This is a genomic window from Paenibacillus sp. J31R109 (assembly GCF_059692055.1).
This window is the reverse complement of the sequence record NZ_JCAUAR010000005.1, coordinates 88,085-105,071: the sequence shown is the minus strand read 5'-3', so window position 1 is coordinate 105,071 and position 16,987 is coordinate 88,085. Positions and strand designations below refer to the sequence as shown.

Sequence of the window (16,987 nt, the reverse complement as noted above, 5' to 3'; positions counted from 1 at the left end):
GTCAACCTCCTCTCCGTTCCAGTGCAGCTAATGAATCTGACAAGGAATTGCGAAGCACGAATCTGCGATAATCGGCTGAAGCGAGTATATCGTTTAGAACGGGGAACGGCCAGTTTCGAATGATCTGATCGATTCGCATTTCAGGAGAAAGTGACGCATCGTTCAGCAGCTCATCGATCTGTTGTGAACGAAAGGGCACTGCGCTGACGCCACTGAAGGCGAACCGCATCCAGCCTCCCGTGTTCATCGCGCAAATGCGAACGATTGGGTAATCGATGTAAGCTATTTTGGTACGCTTCACAGTGAACGTCGGTTGATCCAGATACTTTCGATCGGTGATGATCTGGATTAGCATTTCCCCTCGCTCTAACCGGAGTCCTCCGTTGAAGACGGAGTGAATCGATGCCTGCCGAGCACCATTGGGACTTGCAAGAACAACTTCACTGTCTGTAAGTAAGAAGGGCAGCAGAGCCTCCCGATAAAATAACGTTCCGCACAAATGGCCTCCAATCGTTATTTTGTTACGGTTTGTCTGATCTGCCAAATGATGAACTGTCTCGGTGAGCAGTGGAAAAGAATTGTCATCGGCGAGCTCCGTAAGTGTCCGCGCCGCCCCGACGATCCATTGCCCCTCTTTATGCAGCAGCACATTGGATTCAGGAATGCCCTTTACATCGATTACTGCCCCTGTTCGAAGCTGATTTAGACGTGCCCTCGTTATAATCTCTGTGCCTCCGGAGTAATAAATCGGATCCAGTCCCAATAAGTCGGCACGCTGAAACGCTTGAATTGCTTCTTCCACCGTAGATGGCAATTCATACTCGAAATCAAAAGAGATCACGGGCAGCCCCCCTTACACGCCATATATACTCTGGTGTAAGCGGCAGCTGATTCAGCTCAACCCCCGCTGCGATCGAGAGTGCATTTGCCAGAGCGCCTGGCATACCGATCGTTCCATTCTCCGCTACGCCTCGAGCACCGTAAGGGCCATCGACAAAAGGCGTCTCGACGAAATCAACCAAATATTCCGGCTGATCGCCAAATCGGGTTATTTTATAACTTCGCAACTGAGGATTCAGTACGACACCTGCATGGTTGAACAGGAACGCCTCACGTGTTGCGAAGCTCAAACCCATATTCATGCCACCTACGACTTGCCCATGGGCCGTCCCAGCGTTGATCACTTTACCCGCGTCAATGACTGAAGCTGCTTTCAAGATCCGGTATGTACACTCCCTCGAATCGAACTCAACGACAACCGCTTGTGCGCTTACCGTCCATTGTTGACCAGGAATTCCCTTCCCCGTCTGCGGATCCAGCGCCTTCTGACGATGCACGCGATACCTTCCGCGACCGATCACCAGATTTCCAGAAGCACTACCATCCGGGTACATATATCCACTAACGAGCGTTCGTATCTCTAGATAAACACTCGGCTCATTTTTCACATATACGTTTCCACCGCCAACCACAAGCTCTTCCGTAGGCCTCTTTAGAACGATCGAAGCGTTGTGCTTCAGCTGTGCGATTGCATCATCCGCTGCATCGAGAACAGCTCGGCCAACCATCATCGTGCTGCTGCTTGCAACCGTCTTCCAATGTTCAGGCGTGATTTGGGTATCAATATCCATTTTGACATGAACCTGATGGACCGGCATATTCATTCTCTCCGCTGCAAGCTGAGCCATGGCCGTTCGGTTCCCTTGACCGATTTCGACAGCGCCAACACTCAGGTTAAGCGACCCGTCGTGATTGAACGTGATGGTAGCGCCTGATCCTAGGTCGATCATTGAACCGGACACTTTCCAAATGCATGAGACCCCTGTGGCTATAACTTTATAGGGATCTTGCTGCACGCGATGCGCATCTTCCCACTGCATGAGCTCTTTCAACTTGCGAATGCATTGCCTTAGATCGCCAACACTGCTACGGCTCAGTAACGTTTGCGTCGGAGTGGTGTCCCCCGGTTGAATGGCATTGCGATCCCTTAGTTCTAGGGGATCCATTTGCAGCTTTTTCGCCAGCATATCCATCGCTCGCTCTGTACAATAGAGCACTTCGGAGTGCCCGAACCCTCGAAACGCGGTTGCATAGGGATGGTTCGTATACACGCTCAGTGCGTCACAATGAACATTGTCGATTCGGTATGGCCCTGTACAATCCACGGCTGCAGATTCCGTAACGATAGCGCCTACATCCGTATAGCCACCATTGTCAAACAAAAGTGTGATCTCTGCTGCAGTTAGCCGCCCGTCACGCGTAGCGCCGAGCTTTACTTGCGCCTCCAATCCGATATGGCTCGGCGATCCGATCATATCGCTCTCGCGGGTATTGTTCAGCTTGACCGGGCGGCCGCCGCAGGCAAGTGATGCCAAATAACCGATATATTCGAGTTGGACGGATCCTTTCCCCCCGAAAGCACCCCCGACCAGCGGTACGCGAACAATGACTTTCGATTGGTCTATCCCAAAAAAGAGCTGAAACAATCGTTTCATCGTGAAAGGGTCTTGCGTTGACGTTTCAATTTCTACCGTACCGTCTGGCTTCGCTTCTACAATGGCGCATCGCGGTTCCATCGCGCAGTGATCTGACGTATTGAAGGCGTAACTGCCTTCAACCGTGACTTCGCTTAATGCCCAGCCGGCTTGCATGTCACCTTTTCTAATTTTCACGTGATTTCCAATATTTGTCCCTGGTACAGGATGAACATCATTTGTCTTTTGATAGCTGGATAAGTTCTCATGAATTAATGGTGCTCCTGTCCGCAGCGCGCTACTAGGAGAATTAATGACAGGCAGTGGCTCGAAACCAGTTCGAATCAGCCTTGCTGCTTCTTTGGCAATGTGTTCGTTATCCGCAACGACGACGGCATAGGGCTCTCCGTAATACCGGACTTTCCCTTGTGCTATCGGTGGTCGATCGAACAGTTCGGTACCGACAAGCACGGAGTGATCTGCCCCCGTTACAACAGCATGAACACCCGTGACTTGCAGGGCTGCAGCGTAGTCGATATATTGAATTCGGGCATGGGCATGGGGACTTGTCACCAGCCAGCCATGCAAGTGACTAGGAGACTGCGTGTCATTCGTATATCGAGCAACGCCTGTCACTTTATCTTTGGATTCGACTCGTGGAATCGCTTTGCCAATGACGGTCAAGTCTCACTCCCCCCTTTTTCCAATCGTCATTGTACATCTTATATGGAAAAGGGTCGTCCTATACTCACCAAATTAAAACCAAAATGATGGATACCTGCGTTTTTTGTCTAGATTATTAATTAGTAACGCTACAATGACAATAACAACTGATCCTAACAGAACCGGTGTAATCAAAAAAGACCAGCTGCTGCCGCTTAGAATAACTACCAAGGGATCTGCACCTGCAGGTGGATGTGTTGTTTTGCTCAACATCATCAAACCAATCGCCAGACCCACAGCAACTGCCATAACCCAAGTGCCATGACCAAAGAGATGCAAACAAAGTAACCCTACTGAAGTTGAAATCACATGTCCTCCGATAATATTGCGCGGCTGGGACAATGGGGCATCCCAAAGTCCGAAAGCCAAAACACAGGTTGCACCAAAGGGAGCCATCATCCATACACTCGAGGTTAGTTCCGAAAGTAAAGCTAAAAGTGCAATAACCGTAAATCCGCCTAACGAGCCGATTAACGCATGCCTTGGAACGATTTTTAGTGGACTTCTATCTTTGCTTCTCATCTTCTGCCAAAAGCCTAGGTTTTCATTGTTATTCATTTTTTCACCCCACCCCATAAATTAAATTACTAGTTAACTAGTTATATGACACATTTATCAATGTGTCAACCGTTATATTTTTTCATGAATTATAACGTTTCCTTGGATTTCGAGTGAAATACCTTTATAATATAACTAGCTAACTATGAAAAGAGGTTATTTGTAGTGGAAGAAGAGAAAACGTATATCCTTCAAGTTAATCCCCAACTGACCTTTAACGTAAATACACAAATCAAAGAACAGATCAAATGGCTAATCGGAATTGGACAAATGAAAAGCGGTGATATGCTGCCTACAGCAAGTCAATTAGCGGATGAGCTCGGACTTAATCGAAATACAGTCAACTGGGTATATAACCAACTGCGTGATGAGGGGCTCGTTACGATACAGAAGGGACGCGGTACACAAGTCAGCAGTGGATGCGAGATTAAACAACTCTTGGAAGAGCGGAAACCTATGCAGCAGCTTTTGAATGAGACAATTAGCGAAGCCGCTTCATTGGGATTCGATTTACAATCCTTTTTCACGGCTGGTCTTGCCTACTCCTTACTGCACCCTCCCTACCAAACGGATAAGCCGCGAATTCTACTAGTCGAATGCAGAGGTCATGATTATCCTTTTTATCGCCAGCAGATCGAACAAGCTACTGACTGTGAAGTCGAGACTATCTTTCTCGAGGATAACTCCTTAGATGATGATTCTGTACGAGAAGCGGCCATGCGTTTTGATGTTATCGTTACAACTTTGAATCACGCTGAGGAAGTTAAAGAACTTTTTGCCCGCTTTGACCCTAAGGTTATCGTGATCGGAGCAACAATCGAAACATCTCTTCTGCTTGAGATCGCTAAACTGCAGCAAGGAACCCATGTTACCTTTGTTTGTTTGGGAAAAGTAGGGGGAGAATGGATGGCCAACCGGATTCAGGAAGCGGGGATTACTCAGCTTCATTGTGAGAGTGTAGGGATGAGTGAAACCGAACGTCTGGCAGAGACATTTCAGCGCACGGACAAAATTTATGCCTCTGCCGCCGTATTTCCAGAACTGAGTAAATTACTGCCTGAAAAAACAGAGCTATACCCGATGAGGTTGGAAAAAAGCAGCGAAAACTTATTGCATGAAATCGCTTCTCAAGTGAAGCGATAATTCAAAAAGATCCCCTAGACGGAACACCTCTGAAAAGTGTCCAGTCTATGGGGATCCTTTTTACCTGGAAGCCTGTCATTTGAACCATCCCTTCTCTTTAAAACGCATAATAGCCTCAATTCGGTTACTGACATTGAGCTTATCGAGAATAACGGAGATGTAGTTGCGAACAGTACCTCTTGTTATGAACATGTGATCCGCGATTTCCTTTGTAGTTTTGCCATCGGCGATCAGGTTCAGCACTTCCTTTTCCCTCTCGGTCAAAGGATTTTCTTCTTTGTACGTCTCATCTACCAGTTCTGAGGCGTAGATTCGTCTGCCAGCCATCACACTCCGAATCGAAGTTGCCAGTTCCTCGCTAGGGCTGTCTTTCAGCAAATATCCGTTGGCCCCAGCCTTCACGGCCCTTTCAAAATACCCGTAACGAGCAAACGTGGTCAATATAATGACTTTGCAACCCAGTCCCTTCAGTTCCTCCGCCGCATCTAAACCGTTCATTATAGGCATCTCGATATCCATGACACAAATATCTGGCTTATGCAATTTAACCAATTTCACAGCATCCTCGCCATTGCTTGCTTTACCAACAACCTGCATATCCTCTTCCAAATCCAGTAAAGATGCAAGTGCACCGAGCAGCATCCGTTGATCTTCGGCAATCACAATTCGAATCATAGCTGCACCTCCCTTTCTGGTGGTATGATGGCATTCGGTACTTTGATAACAATGATCGTGCCATTGTCGGAGACGATTTCCATACAACCGTTGACAAACTCAAGTCGCTCTTTCATACCCCGTAATCCATTGCCAAGTAACACAAGGCATTCTTTCGTCATGCCAATCCCATTATCCCCAACCTTGATAATGAGATCACTTGGCGATGGCTCAATGGAGATTGAACACGTCGTTGCAGAGCTATGTTTGATAATATTCGTAACGGATTCCTTCAAACACATGCTGAGCACATTCTCATTGATCAGAGACGTGTTGGTTAACGTCGGGTCTCCCTCCAGAACGAGGTCGATCTCTGCAGCTTTCAAAATCTGTTTGATTCGAAAAATCTCTTCCACTAGTCGCGTGCCGCGCATTTGCGTTACGATTTCCCGTACTTCTTTTAACGCGATTCTAGCTGTCTGACGAACATCATTGATTTCGATTTGTGCTTGCGCCGGATTTTTGGTAATTAACTTCCCAGCCAAATCACTCTTCAAACCAATTAATGAGAGTTTCTGACCCAGTGTATCGTGTAAGTCACGCGCGATTCTTTGACGCTCTTCTAGCTTTACCAACTCGGAAATCCGTTTATTGGCATCCTCTAGTTGTCCCTGGAGCTGCTCACTCCGATTACGGTTGAACGTGGTGACTGGAATGAGAATAACGGCAATCACACTAATGATGATAAAAGGCAATTGGTCAAAATACACAGGATTTTGTGATACCAATCCATAGTTAATCGTGACAATCGTCGTTACTAGATGAATGCAGTACAACGTAATGAATCCGGCCTTACTTTTCATCGTACCAATAAAAAATGCCAAAAACAGAGAGAAGTACACATAGCTGAATACGACTGCCATGATAATCGAAATTATAATTTGTACGCTAGTCCAAAAGTACACAATCCATCCTTTAGATACGAAGGACAGCACATAGCAACTAAAGAAAACCATGATCATGATTGTCCCTAATACAATGTGATAAGTCGTCGAAGAACGAAATATGAAATAAAAAGGGAGGATATAAAAGACAACCCACACATACGGACTAAGACCGGTGTTTTTGTGAAAGATTTGATACCACTTTTGCATAGTCCGTTTGCCTCTTTTTCTTCAACATAGATTTACCTACATTTTAGCACAAACATGAACCGATGTATTTATTGCCCTTGTAAACTGGAGTTATGAACTTTTACTTGTATTTTGTTAGTCAATGGATCTTGCTCGGCTTGTTTAAGGTGTACCTGTTTCCTATTTGTATAACCCACAAACGTTTTGTTTTGCTCATCCCACAGACGGAAACGCAGTGACTTCAAACTCGTGCCGATTGTAATGGTCGTAGCTTTTTGAAGCGGAGGCGTTGCATTATGCGCTTTTTCCAAATTATAATTAGGCACTTTCGGACTTAAATGATGAACATGATGAAACCCAATGTTGCCAGTAATCCATTGCAAAAGCTTCGGAAGTTTATAATAGGAGCTTCCATCTACCGCGGCTTTCACATAACTCCATTCATCCTCATTCTCGAAGTAAGAGTCTTCAAACTGATGTTGCACATAAAATAACCAGATTCCCAACAAGCCCGCTACGAACATGATTGGAACTTGTACCAGAACAAATGACTGCCATCCAATAAGCCAGATCAGTCCACCATATAAAGCAAGAATTGAGATATTGGTCAAATAAGTACTGATTCTCTCCTTACGTCTTGCACCTTTCGTATTAAAGCGATTCGTAACTAGGAACAAAAAGATAGGACCCAGTCCGAACATAATAAATGGATTTCGATATAAGCGATAAGCAATTCGAACCCATATGGAGGAAGCCGCATATTCGTCAACGGTCAGTACCCACATATCACCAACGCCACGTTTCTCTAGGTTACTGCTCGTTGCATGATGGATGGAATGACTATTCTTCCATTGCTGATAGGGAAAGAGTGTTAGGATACCGGTAATCGTACCGATGATTTCGTTAGCTCTACGGCTTTTGAAGAACGATTGATGACAACAGTCATGGAAAATGATAAAAGTTCGTATCACGAAACCGGAAGCGATAATCGTAATAGGTAATGTGATCCAAAAGGATATAGATAGGCTGAGATACGCAGCTAACCAGAGTAGGACTAGAGGTCCTAGGGTGTTAATTAGCTGTTTAATACTAGCCCTCGTATTTGATATTTCATAAGGGGCAACCTGTTTCTTCAAGTTAGTTAGCGTCGATTGTGTCATCGTATAGTTCCTCCTCGATATGGTGCGCAGGACTTGTTAGCGATTATCAGTGGTAGTTTCCTATCTTCATTATAGATATCGCTTTCAATTCGTTGCAGTCATAAACATCATGTAGACGGTATGACATCTGTCATATAGGACAGAGAGAACGAATACAAATTTGCTTATCACAGAAGTGTGTGCTATGATTGCTGAACAAACGGCTTTGACATAAACTCACATATTGAAAAAGTGATCATTTGTGTATGGTACCTTTTTCAATGTGTGATTTTTTTTGTTTAAAAAAGCATGTTAATAACAATTTGGAGGTAATTTTATTATGGAAACAGGAACAGTGAAATGGTTTAACGCAGAGAAAGGTTTTGGATTTATTGAAATGGAAGGCGGAAATGACGTATTCGTTCATTTCTCCGCAATTCAAGGAGATGGCTTCAAATCATTGGACGAAGGACAGCGCGTAGAATTCAATGTTGCTCAAGGCAACCGCGGTCCTCAAGCTGAAAATGTTGTAAAACTGTAAATCACAACGAACTGCCCTTAACACGAGTTAAGGGCAGTTTTTTTATTAGAAGGAGGAACAAACGATGTATTTTCGAAGAAAATCGGTTGAGGATCTCATTCAAGAAAACACAAAAGTATGGGCATGTAATAATGAAGATTGTAAGGGTTGGATTCGGGACAATTTCTCCTTTGAATACGTACCAACTTGCCACCAATGTCTTTCTCCCATGATTAGCAGCTTAAAGATGCTCCCTATCATTTCTAACTCCAATAAGAATATGAAGTCTCTGCATAAAGGCAGACTGATCTCCTAGTCAATTAATGGCATATATGGGCTGTTGTTGATTTCTTTGATCATTGTGAACACGAAACAACATCAAATAGGCGTTCACCCCAAAGAGTGAACGCCATAAAAACCATTTATATTCAGTTGCACGCGAGTAGAACAAGGAAACGCTTTTAAGAAGAAATGCTAGGATTCCTGTTTACTTGCTGTGGCTTCCCCCACTTTTCAACCCATTTATTCATCTCGTTCAGCGCAGTTTGGAAATCGAATCCCTTTTCTGTTAAGGAATACTCCACAGTTACAGGTACTGTCGGAAAGACTTGGCGCAGGACAAGACCATTATGTTCCAAATGACGGAGAGTATCCGTAAGGGACTGCGTTTTAATAATAGCTACATTCCTTTGCAGCTGATTAAATCGTTGTGGCCCGCGAAGCAATTCGTTCAATACAAGAAACGCCCACTTGGCTCCAAGAATTTGCAATACTTCGCAGATGTCAGAACTCCCCGTAACCAAACTGGATTCGGAATTACCTTGCTCAGTCATCTGGCTTCCCCCTAACAAAAAGTAAGTTAGTCAAAATAGATGGATTATATCCTAATACTTTGCCTTCTTACAATATTATCCCAACCCTTCTATAATGACAATAACTCATTGGAAGGGAATGAAAGCAATGAATAAATGGACGATTTACGTACTCGCTCTAGGGGTATTCTTAACGGCTACTTCTGAGTTAGTTGTCGCTGGAATCCTGCGTGTTCTTGCAAAAGACTTAAACATTTCCATCGCCTTAGCCGGGCAATTGATAACGGCCTACTCGCTAGCCTTTGCCATTGGAACGCCTATCCTGGTATCACTAACATCCCGCATGGGACGTAGGAAAGTGCTGTTAGGGGCATTGGCTGTTTTTATCCTAGGGTGCTTGCTCTCCTTCTTTAGTTCGACGATCTCCACCTTGATGGTGTCACGGATTGTTCTTGGTGTAAGTTCTGGCGTTTATATTGTCGCAGCCTTTAGTGCAGCTGCCAAAATTGTTCCCCCCGAGAGGATAGGCAATGCCATTAGCACGATTGTTCTCGGCTTCAGCAGCGCGATGATTCTAGGTGTCCCCATCGGCATAGCCATTACGAACTGGTTGAACTGGCAAGCAATTTTCTTGATTTTAGGACTGATAAGCGTGTTGATTACTTTCGTCATTTACCGCTTGCTACCAGAGATTGATGGGGACGCACCGATGTCATTCCGACAACAATTCAAAGTGCTGGGAAGTGCCGTAATCGTAAGCGGTTTGTTTCTAACCTTCTTTAGGGAATCAGGAAATTCGGTGTTATTTACTTACTTAACCCCTTTTATGCAAGACATTCTTGAAATTAAAGCATCCAACATCAGCATCGCCATGCTTGTTTTTGGTCTATTTGGTGCAGTCGGCACTCGCTTGGGAGGTTACGGAATCGATCGATGGGGAGCAGCGCGCATCATAGCTTTCAGCACCATCGTGCTCGTTGTCATTCTGGCCCTCTTGCCTCTGTTATCCGGGTCAACACTCATCGGTTTACTATTAATTTCTCTCATGATGATCTCTCTGTTCATGGCAGGGCCAGCGACTCAAACGTATTTCATTCAACAAGCGCCCCAATCTTCCAGTCTCGTGCTAAGTCTAAATACATCGATCATTCATTTAGGATTAGCGACAGGTGCTGGGGCAGGCGGAGCGATGATAAGTGCCAATTCCACCGTTCTCTATAATCCTTGGATGGCCAGTTTTATTGTCGTGTTAGCACTCCTATCTGCCTTCATAAGTTTCTCGATTGGGAAAAAACAGCTGAGCCATCTACAAAAACATCCCATTTCGTAAACTATGTATTTGTCGCAAGATATCATAATTTCTCTTCATATATTCTCATTTTCCTCAAAAACAATTCATATTTTTCTCTGAAATTTTGGAAAACAAATTAGAATTGACTAGAGACAAAAGTTGTTGCATCATGATGTGTAAATAGGTTTTCTACTTATCAGGGGGGCACACATTTTGAACAATCTTTGGTCTACGTCGATGTCCGAATCTTTCATGCTGCAATATCCACTCGTATCTGACATGCCATTTCAAAAGAGTCGATGCTGGAATTACGAAAACGGTTGCATTTTAACGGCTTTTGAACGAATGTATCATGCAACGGGTGAAGAACGCTACTTAACGTACATCAAAGATAACATGGATTTGTTTATTCAAGATGACGGTTCCATTACGACTTACAATTTAAATGAATATAACGTCGATATGATTAACCAGGGGAAAACGTTGTTCCTGCTGTTCGAGAAAACTGGCGAACCCAAGTACCGTAAGGCCATTGAGTTATTGGTAGCGCAATTGAAGGGCCATCCCCGCACCAAAGAAGGCGGTTTGTGGCACAAAAAAATATATCCATTCCAAATGTGGTTGGATGGTGTGTATATGACGTCTCCTTTTTTGGCTCAATATGCACACGTGTTCAATGAACATGAATGGTTTGATGATATCGCCAATGAAATTCTGTTAATGGAGCGTGTCGTGCGCGATCCGCAGACCGGATTACTGTACCACGGATGGGATGAGAGCCGAGAGGAACGTTGGGCCAATCAAGTAACAGGCTGCTCCGAGCATTTCTGGGGACGTGCAATTGGCTGGTACGTGATGGCGATTGTTGATGTACTTGATTTCTTACCGCTTGATCATTCGCAGCGCGGGCAAATTATCGGTATTTTCCACCGTTTGACCAAAGCGATTGTCAAGGTGCAAGACGCCGAGAGTGGTTTGTGGTGGCAAGTCATGGATCGTGCCAGTGAGGAAGGGAACTATCGGGAGGCTTCCAGCACCGCGATGTTTACTTACGCACTGGCCAAGGGCGCAAATAAAGGATATCTTGAAAAATGGGCCATTGAAGCGGCTCGTAAAGCTTACGAAGGAAGCCTGACAACATTTGTAGAGCGCGATGCTGACGCATCCCTGCATCTGAACGGCATTTGCAGCGTAGCCGGATTAGGCAATACGCCGTACCGCGACGGATCCTATGCCTATTACATCAGCGAACCGGTCCGACGCGACGATCCGAAAGGTTTTGCGCCATTTGTTTTGGCTTGCCTGGAGATTGAAGCCTCTTTAAGAAAAGAATAAGTCAACTGTGTCTGCCTCAGAAACGATAAATGAAAACAATAAATCCGCTAACCAAATTGGTTGCGGATTTTTGCTGTGTTCTATTTATTCACTTTTGAAGTTAAGTGCATTTACTATATTCCAATCCCAGAAGAAAGAGCCTTGCGATACTACGAGACGTTCAAACCATAATTCGAAGTTTAGAACAATATCTTCTGCATCGGGAACATACGTTGATCCAACAAACATATAATCCTCTCTTCCTTCTTTTACTCTAGAAGAATTAACATAGATAAGAATTGAATGATACTTGGCAATTACATACATATTCTCAGGAGCTTCTTTTTTATCGATAAAATCTATAATGTCCTCTAGACCAAAAATATGCCAAGCACCATTAGCCTTTTCGGAGGTATCATTAAATAGGTGTGCACCATCATTTATCATTAGAAAATCTTTGTAACTCTCCGGCAAATAGTACCCTGTTTCCTTAACAAAATTCATCATGTGTATATCTGATGTTGGTTTATAAAAGGAAAAGGAACATGGCTGTAAGTGCCCCGATCCGCGATGGACATACATTGTTGGTGATTTTTCGATATACTCTTTCAATCCCAATAATGTCTTATAAACCATTTGATTCATATAGCCGTCAGCACCCTAAGCTAAACCATAATCTTTCGCTAAACCACCAAGACCGTCTCTATATCCACTGCCTACAGCTGAGAACTTCCACTCACCTGCATTCCTATATAACTCCCCTACGACAACTGCAGTTTCAATGGAGAAATCTTCACCCAGGTCAAAACGGAGTAGTTCTTGGCCATCTGTTTCGTTAACAATACGAACATAAGCATTTGAAACTTGCCCGAAGTTTTGATTACGCTCTGCAGCTTCATGAATCGTAATAGCAAAAGCAATTTTCTCGATGCTAGCAGGAACCTTCGATAGATCAACTTTAATTTGCTCGTCATCACCATCGCCAGCACCTGTACGATTGTCACCATTATGTACAACAGATCCATTTTCATTTTCCTTATTATTATAAAAAACAAAGTTTTTCTCGTTATCAACTTTTCCCCCAGCGTTGGTGCAAAATACAGAAGAATCAAGATCGAAAGCGCCGCCGCCATCGTATTTATTCGTGTCCCAACCCAGTCCTACAAAGATTTTTGCAAGTCCAGGATTTGTTTTTGTAAGATCTACTTTCTGACCTTTAGATAGATTAATTGCCATCGTAGAATTACCTCACTTTGTTTTATTTTTAGGTATCGGATGACTTATTGTCTCCGCATAATACATACGACCTTGCTCTCAAATAGTTCCAAAAAAGCAATCATGTTCAAAGTTAAATCATTTAAATTTAAATAATTCACTGTTAAATGTTTCTAATTGACGTAACGTGTTTACATATGACTATAGAGTTAAAATAAATCTTAGGAGAGTGGTTAGAATGAATTTTCTAAAAACAAAATTGATGTTGCTTGTTGTATGTTCGAGTTTAATGGTTCCTAGCGTAATAAGCGCAGCAACAGAAACGGCAGAAACGGTAGAGCCGCCAGATTACACGTATATGAATGGCAGTATTCACACCCTTATCCATGATATTTATATTCCTGGCCGTTATTTAATTGATGAAGATACCATAGCCGTTTATATCCCCGGAGGGATAGGTATTATTGCAGTCGATAAGAACACTGTATTACCTGAAGGATCTATCCTCTTAAATTAGGATCATCGTTATTCATCGCAAGAGAGGCTCTATACAAAAACAAAATGTCCGCGATATCAAAACCTCTGTATAAGAGGAATCGATAACGCGGACATTTTGTTTCACTATATACTCCTTTGCAGGTCTACAAGAGCATTTGCAAAATGTGAAGTTCCATTTTTCCCCGCTAATTCATTTAACTGCGACGCCAGCTCACGATCCAACATGCTCACTTTCGACGTTTTTTTCACTTGATTTTTCACCTTATTCAGTATGGTTCCCTTTTTTATATGGAGGAGTTCCAGGAAATAACGCAATAGTTCATTGTATTTCCCCATCTTTTGAAGCATATACAGATCTTCCACGATATCGTTTAGCTCTTTTTCATCCATAGATAGAGACCCCCGCAAAAATGTCGTGATGCAAGCGAGAACAATATCAATATGTGGTATATCATTATATTTATGACAAATATAATCGAAGCTTTTAAGAGCTTCCCCTCTCGCGTAATTTCTTGGATGTGCCTGATGGACATTTACAATATCCATGAGTTTAAAATGACATCCGGCCTTATATAGCCGAATTCCAAGATCATAGTCCTCAAATCCCCAATTCACAATCTTTTCATCAAATCGTCCGACTTCTACTACTTTACGTCTAGATACGGATGAATTATTGGTGATAAAAAACCGCCAAGGTAGATGATAGCCTTCTAAGTCTGAACCAAATTCTTCAATGACTTTTTCTAGAGAATGGATAAAAGGCGTGTCTTTTCTAAAGCTATAGTTCATGAAACTACCATCGATAATTTTTTCTTTTGGTATCAAAGGGCGTACATCAAGTTCTAAATCATCGGATGGGAAATCAAATTGATCCCTCACTTTATTAAATTCAGGGATTCTGAAATCCTCAAAATTTTTATAATAATAGGTAAAAATCTCCTTCCAAGTCTTCCCGCACACGACCGTATTCTCATTTGGATGTGCTTCGATATGTTTTCTAACAAAACTTCTTTCAGCGATCATATCACTGTCATGAAAAATGAGAATGTCTCCTGCCGCTTTCGAAATACCCTGATTTCTTCCATGTGCAATTCCTATATTCTCATCTATTCGAACAACTTCAAGGCGAAAACTCGCTTGAAATTCGGATAGCATGTGCGCCGTATTGTCAGCAGAACCATTATCGATCACGATGACTTCGAATTGATCATGTGGATAGTCCTGTAGATTTAAGGATAGTAGATTATAATATAGACGCTCACAGGCGTTGTAGGACGGAATAATAATGGTTCCCTTCACAAAGGTTACACCTCACTTATTTTAGCGTGAACGTGTAATTCAAGCACTAATCACGTTCTTGCAACACGTTTACTCCTTCGGCGGAGAGTACCCATTCTACTAGTTTCTGTTGCTTGGTAAACGCAAGATCTCCTTTATCAATAAAACTCCCAAAAAATAAGCCAAGTTTAGCAATCATACTAGGGAGTACGCTTTGCTCTTGGTCAGATAACCCGCCATAACCTTGGATAAAAGGCTTCACCAAAAACTTACCTTTATCTTTCAGTAAGAAAAAGTAAAGGGCGTAGGCTACATCGAAGACACATTCCCCTCGCTGAATCGAATCGAAGTCTAATATACAGCACACTTCTCCGCTTTCTTGATACAGTTGATTTCCTGGGTTCCAATCCCCATGTAGAATCGTTGTTGGTAAATTTACGGGGAAGCTTTCTACATGCTGGATATGTTTCTGGATCAAATCATGTATGTGATAGATTTGGGCCATATGTTGGGGCGTCCAGTTGTACATTACCTGCAATTTAGGCGCGTCATCCAATACGCTCCAATTGTAAAAATGATAGATAGATTCTCTTGTTGGAGGATCTTTTGGCGTAGGCATAAGTGTTTGGTGCATGTTGCGCAACATACTCCCGCTGAAATAGGCTTGCTTCGGAAGCCATTGAAAATGACGCGCATCTATGAATGGTGTCACTTCTAAAAAGTAGTCCTTATAGGTAGAGAAATGGCTGCCAAGTTTATTTTTTAAAGGCAATAATGCCGGTAGATTGGATGAACGTAAAATGGAAACAATCTCGTGTGCATAGTGAATACGCTCCGGGTCAAACTTTTCGCGATAGATTCGGATGACAAAAAAGCCTTTATTTGTTCTGATCTTTATATTCGTATTGACATACCCGCCAAGCTTACCTTCAGCGGAGATGAAGTCTCCAATATCATAGTCCCTGCAGATCGATTGGAGATCATGGAATGGATAGTCCATATAGAGCCCCCTTCGCTTTTAAAACCCTCCATTTTACGTCTTAGACATATATTGATGTAAGGTAGATAAGGCTTCAGAAAAACGAATCCTGCCATATTTCTCATTAAGTGCATTTACCATGTCATCAAATGCATCCGAATGGATTGGCGCGAGCTCAAGCTCCCTATGGTTCAAGTAGGTGTTTTTTGCATGTTGCAGCATTTCCCGAAAAAGTTCCAAATGAGCTTGGTAGTCCGCTTCTTTCTGCATATCTTTTATTTCTTCCATTAATTCGTTTAGATGACTTGGGGCGATAATCGGTTGCATAGGGGGGAAAATGGCTGAAATATCGAATAATAAGCTTAATAGCATATCTATACTATGAATATCGTTATACTTATCAAACCAATAGTCCGTACTTAATTTAATTTCCTTTGTCGTATAATTTCGCTCATGTTCTTGATGGGCACTAACGATATCGTGTTTGACCGTAAATTCACTTCCGGATTTGTAGAGCCTATAGCCTAAGTCAAAGTCTTCAAATCCCCAATTCGGATTATTTTCATCAAATAACCCCAATTCCACTACTCGTTTACGTTCAACGGATGCGTTGTTGGTTAGGAAATAACGCCATGGTAGATGGTAACCCCTTAAATTTTCCCCATAGGTTTGAACGGTGTCTTTTAAATAAGAAAAGAGCAAAAGGTTATCAAAATCGAACGAATACTTCATAAAAGAGCCGTCTTTGATCTCTTTCTCCGTAATGAGTTGATAGATCTGATCGTTTACACGTTGAATCTCAGGATATGTGTTGTTTAACTTTTTGAATAGCTGCTGGTGAAAAGATTTAAAACTTTTATAATAAAAGCTGTAAATTCTTCGCCAACATAATCCACAAACCACCTTGTTTGTTATCTGATGTGCCTCAATATGCTTTCTAACATAATCTTGTGATGCGATCATATCACTATCATGAAAAATCAGAATATCTCCAACAGCCTTTGCTATGCCTTGGTTCCTTCCATGGGCAATTCCTTTATTCTGCTCGATTCGCACGATTTTAAGGGGGAAGTTCGCTTTAAACTTGGACAGCATGTCAGCCGTGTCATCTGTCGATCCATTGTCGACCACAACGACTTCAAAATCCTGCAGCGGGTAATCTTGGTACGACAAGGAGACTAGATTGAGATATAACCGATGCTTGGCGTTATAAGACGGGATAATCAGACTTGCTTTCATTTTTCACCTTCTTTACT

The 16,987-nt window shown here is 42.8% G+C and carries 18 protein-coding genes; 6 read left to right on the top strand and 12 right to left on the bottom strand.

Translation table 11 applies throughout. The features are described from left to right. Position 1: 1 nt before the first annotated feature. From AC58QT_RS15715 to AC58QT_RS15705, 3 genes are all read right to left on the bottom strand, one after another. On the bottom strand, positions 2 to 841 hold the full coding sequence (locus AC58QT_RS15715; protein WP_497409810.1) for an FAD binding domain-containing protein: 840 nt from the start codon (positions 839 to 841) through the stop codon (positions 2 to 4). Then, positions 828 to 3,158: a xanthine dehydrogenase family protein molybdopterin-binding subunit gene (locus tag AC58QT_RS15710; protein ID WP_497409809.1), complete on the bottom strand. Its 2,331-nt coding sequence runs from the start codon at positions 3,156 to 3,158 to the stop codon at positions 828 to 830. Before AC58QT_RS15710 ends, AC58QT_RS15715 begins: the two co-directional genes overlap by 14 nt. A gap of 72 nt (positions 3,159 to 3,230) precedes the next feature. Beyond that, the gene (locus tag AC58QT_RS15705; RefSeq protein ID WP_497409808.1) at positions 3,231 to 3,755 is read right to left on the bottom strand and encodes an HPP family protein; all 525 of its coding nucleotides are present in this window, start codon (positions 3,753 to 3,755) and stop codon (positions 3,231 to 3,233) included. A gap of 165 nt (positions 3,756 to 3,920) precedes the next feature. Between AC58QT_RS15705 and AC58QT_RS15700 the strand changes: the two genes are divergently transcribed. After that, a complete protein-coding gene (locus AC58QT_RS15700; protein ID WP_497409807.1) occupies positions 3,921 to 4,898 on the top strand; it encodes a GntR family transcriptional regulator in 978 nt (325 codons plus the stop codon). A gap of 75 nt (positions 4,899 to 4,973) precedes the next feature. Here the strand turns inward: AC58QT_RS15700 and AC58QT_RS15695 are convergent, their stop codons facing one another. The 3 genes from AC58QT_RS15695 to desA form a co-directional block, all read right to left on the bottom strand. Beyond that, on the bottom strand, positions 4,974 to 5,573 hold the full coding sequence (locus AC58QT_RS15695; RefSeq protein ID WP_310225737.1) for a response regulator: 600 nt from the start codon (positions 5,571 to 5,573) through the stop codon (positions 4,974 to 4,976). After that, positions 5,570 to 6,706: a sensor histidine kinase gene (locus AC58QT_RS15690; RefSeq protein ID WP_497409806.1), complete on the bottom strand. Its 1,137-nt coding sequence runs from the start codon at positions 6,704 to 6,706 to the stop codon at positions 5,570 to 5,572. Before AC58QT_RS15690 ends, AC58QT_RS15695 begins: the two co-directional genes overlap by 4 nt. Before the next feature lie 68 nt (positions 6,707 to 6,774). Then, the gene (gene desA, locus AC58QT_RS15685) at positions 6,775 to 7,845 is read right to left on the bottom strand and encodes a Delta(5) desaturase DesA (RefSeq protein ID WP_497409805.1); all 1,071 of its coding nucleotides are present in this window, start codon (positions 7,843 to 7,845) and stop codon (positions 6,775 to 6,777) included. Positions 7,846 to 8,164: 319 nt separating this feature from the next. Between desA and AC58QT_RS15680 the strand changes: the two genes are divergently transcribed. Next, complete coding sequence (locus tag AC58QT_RS15680) at positions 8,165 to 8,365, top strand: cold-shock protein (protein ID WP_056625586.1); 201 nt, start codon at positions 8,165 to 8,167, stop codon at positions 8,363 to 8,365. A 64-nt stretch (positions 8,366 to 8,429) separates the two neighbouring features. Further along, positions 8,430 to 8,660 carry a cold-shock protein gene (locus AC58QT_RS15675; RefSeq protein WP_310225745.1) on the top strand — a complete coding sequence of 77 codons (231 nt, stop codon included), beginning with the start codon at positions 8,430 to 8,432 and terminating at the stop codon, positions 8,658 to 8,660. Positions 8,661 to 8,805: 145 nt separating this feature from the next. Here the strand turns inward: AC58QT_RS15675 and AC58QT_RS15670 are convergent, their stop codons facing one another. Continuing rightward, entirely contained in the window at positions 8,806 to 9,177 is a 372-nt protein-coding gene (locus AC58QT_RS15670) for a winged helix-turn-helix transcriptional regulator (protein ID WP_497409804.1), read from the bottom strand. A gap of 127 nt (positions 9,178 to 9,304) precedes the next feature. Here AC58QT_RS15670 and AC58QT_RS15665 point away from each other — a divergent pair, with 127 nt between their 5' ends. Together AC58QT_RS15665 and AC58QT_RS15660 are read left to right on the top strand one after the other, a co-directional pair. Next, entirely contained in the window at positions 9,305 to 10,486 is a 1,182-nt protein-coding gene (locus AC58QT_RS15665; RefSeq protein WP_497409803.1) for an MFS transporter, read from the top strand. Positions 10,487 to 10,684: 198 nt separating this feature from the next. Further along, complete coding sequence (locus AC58QT_RS15660) at positions 10,685 to 11,782, top strand: glycoside hydrolase family 88/105 protein (RefSeq protein ID WP_497410034.1); 1,098 nt, start codon at positions 10,685 to 10,687, stop codon at positions 11,780 to 11,782. An 84-nt stretch (positions 11,783 to 11,866) separates the two neighbouring features. On the opposite strand, the gene AC58QT_RS15655 is transcribed toward AC58QT_RS15660, so the two are convergent. Continuing rightward, positions 11,867 to 12,406, bottom strand: coding sequence for an SMI1/KNR4 family protein (locus tag AC58QT_RS15655; protein WP_497409802.1), 540 nt, complete (start codon positions 12,404 to 12,406; stop codon positions 11,867 to 11,869). 15 nt (positions 12,407 to 12,421) lie between these two features. Then, complete coding sequence (locus tag AC58QT_RS15650; RefSeq protein ID WP_497409801.1) at positions 12,422 to 12,997, bottom strand: TerD family protein; 576 nt, start codon at positions 12,995 to 12,997, stop codon at positions 12,422 to 12,424. A gap of 217 nt (positions 12,998 to 13,214) precedes the next feature. Between AC58QT_RS15650 and AC58QT_RS15645 the strand changes: the two genes are divergently transcribed. Next, a complete protein-coding gene (locus AC58QT_RS15645; RefSeq protein ID WP_497409800.1) occupies positions 13,215 to 13,493 on the top strand; it encodes a hypothetical protein in 279 nt (92 codons plus the stop codon). A gap of 104 nt (positions 13,494 to 13,597) precedes the next feature. Here the strand turns inward: AC58QT_RS15645 and AC58QT_RS15640 are convergent, their stop codons facing one another. The 3 genes from AC58QT_RS15640 to AC58QT_RS15630 are packed head-to-tail and all read right to left on the bottom strand — an operon-like array spanning position 13,598 to position 16,970. Further along, positions 13,598 to 14,773 carry a glycosyltransferase gene (locus AC58QT_RS15640; RefSeq protein WP_497409799.1) on the bottom strand — a complete coding sequence of 392 codons (1,176 nt, stop codon included), beginning with the start codon at positions 14,771 to 14,773 and terminating at the stop codon, positions 13,598 to 13,600. Between the two features lie 46 nt (positions 14,774 to 14,819). Beyond that, complete coding sequence (locus tag AC58QT_RS15635) at positions 14,820 to 15,752, bottom strand: phosphotransferase (RefSeq protein ID WP_497409798.1); 933 nt, start codon at positions 15,750 to 15,752, stop codon at positions 14,820 to 14,822. 33 nt (positions 15,753 to 15,785) lie between these two features. Further along, positions 15,786 to 16,970 (bottom strand): glycosyltransferase, encoded by a 1,185-nt coding sequence (locus tag AC58QT_RS15630; protein WP_497409797.1) that lies wholly within the window; start codon positions 16,968 to 16,970, stop codon positions 15,786 to 15,788. Positions 16,971 to 16,987: the final 17 nt, after the last annotated feature.

Excerpts from the sequence above, each read along its gene's own strand:
- AC58QT_RS15705 (WP_497409808.1), bottom strand. The coding sequence starts at position 3,755 with ATGAATAACAATGAAAACCTAGGCTTTTGGCAGAAGATGAGAAGCAAA.
- AC58QT_RS15695 (WP_310225737.1), bottom strand. The coding sequence starts at position 5,573 with ATGATTCGAATTGTGATTGCCGAAGATCAACGGATGCTGCTCGGTGCA.
- AC58QT_RS15690 (WP_497409806.1), bottom strand. The coding sequence starts at position 6,706 with ATGCAAAAGTGGTATCAAATCTTTCACAAAAACACCGGTCTTAGTCCG.
- desA (WP_497409805.1), bottom strand. The coding sequence starts at position 7,845 with ATGACACAATCGACGCTAACTAACTTGAAGAAACAGGTTGCCCCTTAT.
- AC58QT_RS15680 (WP_056625586.1), top strand. The coding sequence starts at position 8,165 with ATGGAAACAGGAACAGTGAAATGGTTTAACGCAGAGAAAGGTTTTGGA.
- AC58QT_RS15675 (WP_310225745.1), top strand. The coding sequence starts at position 8,430 with ATGTATTTTCGAAGAAAATCGGTTGAGGATCTCATTCAAGAAAACACA.
- AC58QT_RS15670 (WP_497409804.1), bottom strand. The coding sequence starts at position 9,177 with ATGACTGAGCAAGGTAATTCCGAATCCAGTTTGGTTACGGGGAGTTCT.
- AC58QT_RS15665 (WP_497409803.1), top strand. The coding sequence starts at position 9,305 with ATGAATAAATGGACGATTTACGTACTCGCTCTAGGGGTATTCTTAACG.
- AC58QT_RS15660 (WP_497410034.1), top strand. The coding sequence starts at position 10,685 with ATGTCCGAATCTTTCATGCTGCAATATCCACTCGTATCTGACATGCCA.
- AC58QT_RS15655 (WP_497409802.1), bottom strand. The coding sequence starts at position 12,406 with ATGAATCAAATGGTTTATAAGACATTATTGGGATTGAAAGAGTATATC.
- AC58QT_RS15650 (WP_497409801.1), bottom strand. The coding sequence starts at position 12,997 with ATGGCAATTAATCTATCTAAAGGTCAGAAAGTAGATCTTACAAAAACA.
- AC58QT_RS15645 (WP_497409800.1), top strand. The coding sequence starts at position 13,215 with ATGAATTTTCTAAAAACAAAATTGATGTTGCTTGTTGTATGTTCGAGT.
- AC58QT_RS15635 (WP_497409798.1), bottom strand. The coding sequence starts at position 15,752 with ATGGACTATCCATTCCATGATCTCCAATCGATCTGCAGGGACTATGAT.
- AC58QT_RS15630 (WP_497409797.1), bottom strand. The coding sequence starts at position 16,970 with ATGAAAGCAAGTCTGATTATCCCGTCTTATAACGCCAAGCATCGGTTA.